The 3,808-nt window shown below is 54.5% G+C and carries 3 protein-coding genes and 1 tRNA gene; 2 read left to right on the top strand and 2 right to left on the bottom strand.

Translation table 11 applies throughout. The features are described from left to right. Together ychF and OXG10_01180 are read right to left on the bottom strand one after the other, a co-directional pair. Positions 1-828, bottom strand: an 828-nt coding sequence (ychF, locus tag OXG10_01185; protein MCY3825984.1) for a redox-regulated ATPase YchF, incomplete at its 3' end; no start/stop codon positions are given. Positions 829-851: 23 nt separating this feature from the next. Then, positions 852-929, bottom strand: a tRNA-His gene (locus tag OXG10_01180). Positions 930-1,160: 231 nt separating this feature from the next. On the opposite strand from OXG10_01180, the gene OXG10_01175 reads away from it, so the two are divergent. Both OXG10_01175 and OXG10_01170 read left to right on the top strand, forming a co-directional pair. Then, complete coding sequence (locus tag OXG10_01175; GenBank protein ID MCY3825983.1) at positions 1,161-2,921, top strand: hypothetical protein; 1,761 nt, start codon at positions 1,161-1,163, stop codon at positions 2,919-2,921. A gap of 273 nt (positions 2,922-3,194) precedes the next feature. Continuing rightward, a partial coding sequence (locus OXG10_01170) for a malate synthase (GenBank protein ID MCY3825982.1) occupies positions 3,195-3,808 on the top strand: 614 nt, incomplete at its 3' end.

Here is a 3,808-nt window from a genome sequence, read left to right as displayed (position 1 = left end):
CGCGCAGTTAACAAGTCTGTCAAGGCCGGAAGCGCAAAGCCCCAGTTCCTCCAGAAAAGCAGTTTTCTCCTCGCCCTCAAGCTCGGCTATCTCCGCCTCTATCCTGGCCGAGATGACAATAAGGTCATCTCCCGAGCGCTCCGCGTGATCCCTTACTTTTTGGACCTCGGCGTTCTCCCCCGCCTCCGAGATCTCCTCCTCTGAAACGTTGCAGACGTAGATAACGGGCTTTTCGCTCAAAAGAAAAAGCTCCCGTAAAGTGTCTGTACTTGCTTCCGGGCACGGGAAATCCCTCGCGCGCCGCCCAGTCTCTATAAACTCCCGAAGCGACCTCACTGTCTCAAGATCCCTTATTGCGTCCTTATCCCTGCTTTTGGCCTGATTTGCGAGTTTTTCCTCCCTCTTCTCCACAGTCTCGAGATCCTTGAGGATAAGCTCGTCCTCGATAGTACGGATATCGCGGATGGCATCGATTCCCTCCTCAACGTGGATCACGTTTTCATCCTCAAAACACCTCACGACATGGAGTATAAGGTCAACTTCCCTTATGTGTGACAAAAAAGCGTTTCCCTTTCCCTTTCCCTCAGAAGCCCCCTTCACAAGGCCCGCAATGTCTACTATCTCCAGACTGGTGGGAGTGGTTTTCTGGGGTTTCACTATATCGGAGAGGGCATAAAGCCTCGGGTCTGGAACCCCGACAACTCCCACATTTGGATCTATGGTGCAGAAAGGAAAGTTTGAGGCCGCCGCACCGGCGTTTGTAAGAGCGTTAAAAAGAGTCGATTTCCCGACATTCGGGAGTCCTACTATTCCGCATCGAAGTCCCATACGTTGCGCCGCCTTCTGGAAAATGGGGTGGATGACCGGATTTGAACCGGCGACCTCTTGGGCCACAACCAAGTGCTCTAACCGGGCTGAGCTACACCCACCGCTGAAACTTTCATCGTCTACGAGATAAAAACCGAATTTGTTAATATACCGGCAAGCTCGTTAACAGACAAAATCGCCGGGAGGAAGTCCTGCGTCCGCTTTCGGCGCCACGGGGCAGGCCTCGATCGGATCAGCAAGCCGTCGCTGCCGGACAGACAGCGGAATCGTTTCCGATCGCGACTTAAACACATGATTTCCAAAATCTGATCATTTTAGTATAGTATCTCGGCATGTCTACCGATACCTCCACTTTGCGATCAGACGTCCGCTACGAACCTAACGACAAACCGCCAACGCTACTGATAGCCGGGCTGGGCCTGCAACTTGCCATTATCACCATATCGGGGATCGTCCTCACGCCGTTAATCGTGATCAAGGCGGCCGGCGGATCTGAGGCTTACATGATGTGGGCGGTATTCGCATCAGTCGTGATTAGCGGGATCAGCACGGTACTGCAGGCCGTCAGAGTTGGTCGAATCGGCGCAGGATACGTCCTCCTGATGGGCACCTCCGGCGCATTCATCGCAATCTGCATTACCGCGATCGCGGAAGGCGGACCCGCCATGTTGGCGACGCTCGTCATTATCTCGTCTTTGTTTCAATTTGCCCTGGCAAGACGTCTTTCTCTGTTTCGCCGGATACTCACTCCCACGGTCGCAGGCACGGTAATCATGCTGATTTCCGTCACCGTGATGCCAATAATTTTCGATCTCCTGGACAACGTTCAGGTCGCCGCACATCCCCAAGCTGCCCCCCTCAGTGCGCTTGCAACCGTACTTGTCATCATTGCCATCGCCCTCAAGGGCACCGGTGTATTTCGACTTTGGGCACCCGTAGCAGGCGTCATTTTAGGATCCATTGTTGGCGGATTTTTCGGAATTTACGACACGACACGCATTTCCGAGGCCGCCTGGATCGGGTTTCCGCAAGGAGGCTGGCCCGGCCTCGATCTGAGCTTTGGACCCATATTCTGGACGCTTCTGCCCGGGTTCATCTTTGTCACCCTGATTGGCGCAATCGAAACAGTTGGCGACTCCGTAGCAATTCAGCGCATTTCGTGGCGACGGCCACGGGCCGTAGACTTTCGTTCCGTTCAGGGAGCCGTGGCTGCCGATGGGGTGGGCAACCTGCTGTCCGGGCTCGCCGGCACGATTCCAAACACGACGTACTCGACCAGCGTATCGGTAACGGAACTTACCGGAGTGGGAACCCGGACAGTTGGGACGGCTGCGGGCATCGTCTTTCTCGTCTTGGCGTGCTTCCCCAAGGCGCTCGCCGCAATTCTTGCAATTCCGAGCCCGGTGGCTGCCGGGTATCTGGCCATCCTGGTGGCCATGCTGTTTGTAGTTGGAATGAAGGTTGTCGTCCAGGACGGAATTGACTACCGCAAAGGCATGATCGCGGGAGTTTCATTCTGGGTAGGTGTCGGCTTTCAGAACGGCGTGATCTTCCCTGAGTATTTTGCGGAATTTGCCGGTGGCTTACTGCAGAACGGCATGACAGCAGGTGGTCTCACCGCTCTGTTCTTGACGCTTTTTATCGAAGTCACTGAACCTCGGCGCAGACGCATAGAGCTTCCGTTCCAGATTACGACATTGCCGAAAATCCGGGAGTTTCTGCGATCGTTTGCCTCCCACAGCGGTTGGGGGGAGGCAATGGCTGACCGCCTTGACGCCGCCAGTGAAGAAACCCTGCTCACACTGCTTGAGCAGAAAACAACATCAGATCAGGAAGAACCCTTGCGGCGACTGCACATTATTGCGCACAAGGAAGGCGACGAGGCCGTGCTTGAATTCGTTGCATCAGCCACTAAAGAGAATCTCGAAGACCAGATCGCGCTGCTAGGCGAGCGAGCGACGGAAGCCCCGACGGAACAAGATGTGTCTCTGCGACTGTTGCAACATATCGCCTCGTCGGTACAACATCAACAGTATTACGACACGGACATCGTCAAGATCCGCGTGAAGGCACCGGCTCCTTCATCCGATTGAGTGCTAAAAGGAGAAGACATCCAAGGTTTTAGCTGTGTCAGACGGGAAATACCGGTTCTCCCACCCGCCTGTTTTCCCCTACGAAGTCCTCGCATGCCAGCAGCTTAAAAGCCCCTTCTCCGCTCGCCCGTGTGATCCCGCTTAAAGCTAAAAAACCGCCGCTTTCCCCGACGCCCAACGGGTTCCGGCCGGGATATTTGATTTAATCGAGAACTTGTTTATACTAGGCTGTTTTTATTCAATCATAACAGGCATCCGAGGAGCAAAGAACCAATGGGCACCACACTGCACATAAGAGACAACATCGAGCAATCCTACGGGGACGTGTACACGCCGGAAGCGCTAGAGGCCCTTGAATTCATGGCCCGCTTCAACGGCGAGCAGAAGGCCCTCATGGAAAAAAGGACCCAGAGAAGAAAAAGGCGCTACGAATCCAAGGAAAGAATAACTTTTCTTGATCCAGATTCCCTTATCCCGCGCACCAATATGAAGGTCCAGGACGCAAGGGACGGAAAATTCGAAGGACCGGAGATTCCCCACGACCTTAAAACACAGTGGATACAGGGAACGGGCCCAGCGGCAAAACCGAACTCCCCGGTTGAAAAAAGCATAAGAAACGTCGCCTACGCCCTTCTCTCGGGCGCGGACGGGTGGATGTTCGACGGCGAGGACGCTCTAGGGCAGATATCAACGATGTCTCTTGACAATCAGCGCAATCTGAAGCTCGCAATCGCGAGGGACGAAGTGTTCATGAAAACCGCGGAAGGCGTGGCCGGGCAGATGAACAGCTGGGGACGGGATTTTTTCGGACACGACATAATCGAGGACTGGGAAAAGCAGCTTGACTTCACCACGGTGATTTTCAGGGCGAGGGGACTTCATCTGGA

It is taken from the genome of Candidatus Dadabacteria bacterium (assembly GCA_026706695.1).
In the GTDB taxonomy this organism is placed as follows: domain Bacteria; phylum Desulfobacterota_D; class UBA1144; order Nemesobacterales; family Nemesobacteraceae; genus Nemesobacter.
The sequence above is the reverse complement of the archived record's forward strand: the minus strand, read 5'-3'. Positions and strand labels throughout refer to the sequence as shown.

What these genes read in the sequence shown, in the direction of transcription:
- OXG10_01175 (MCY3825983.1), top strand. Translation starts at nt 1,161, where the DNA reads ATGTCTACCGATACCTCCACTTTGCGATCAGACGTCCGCTACGAACCT.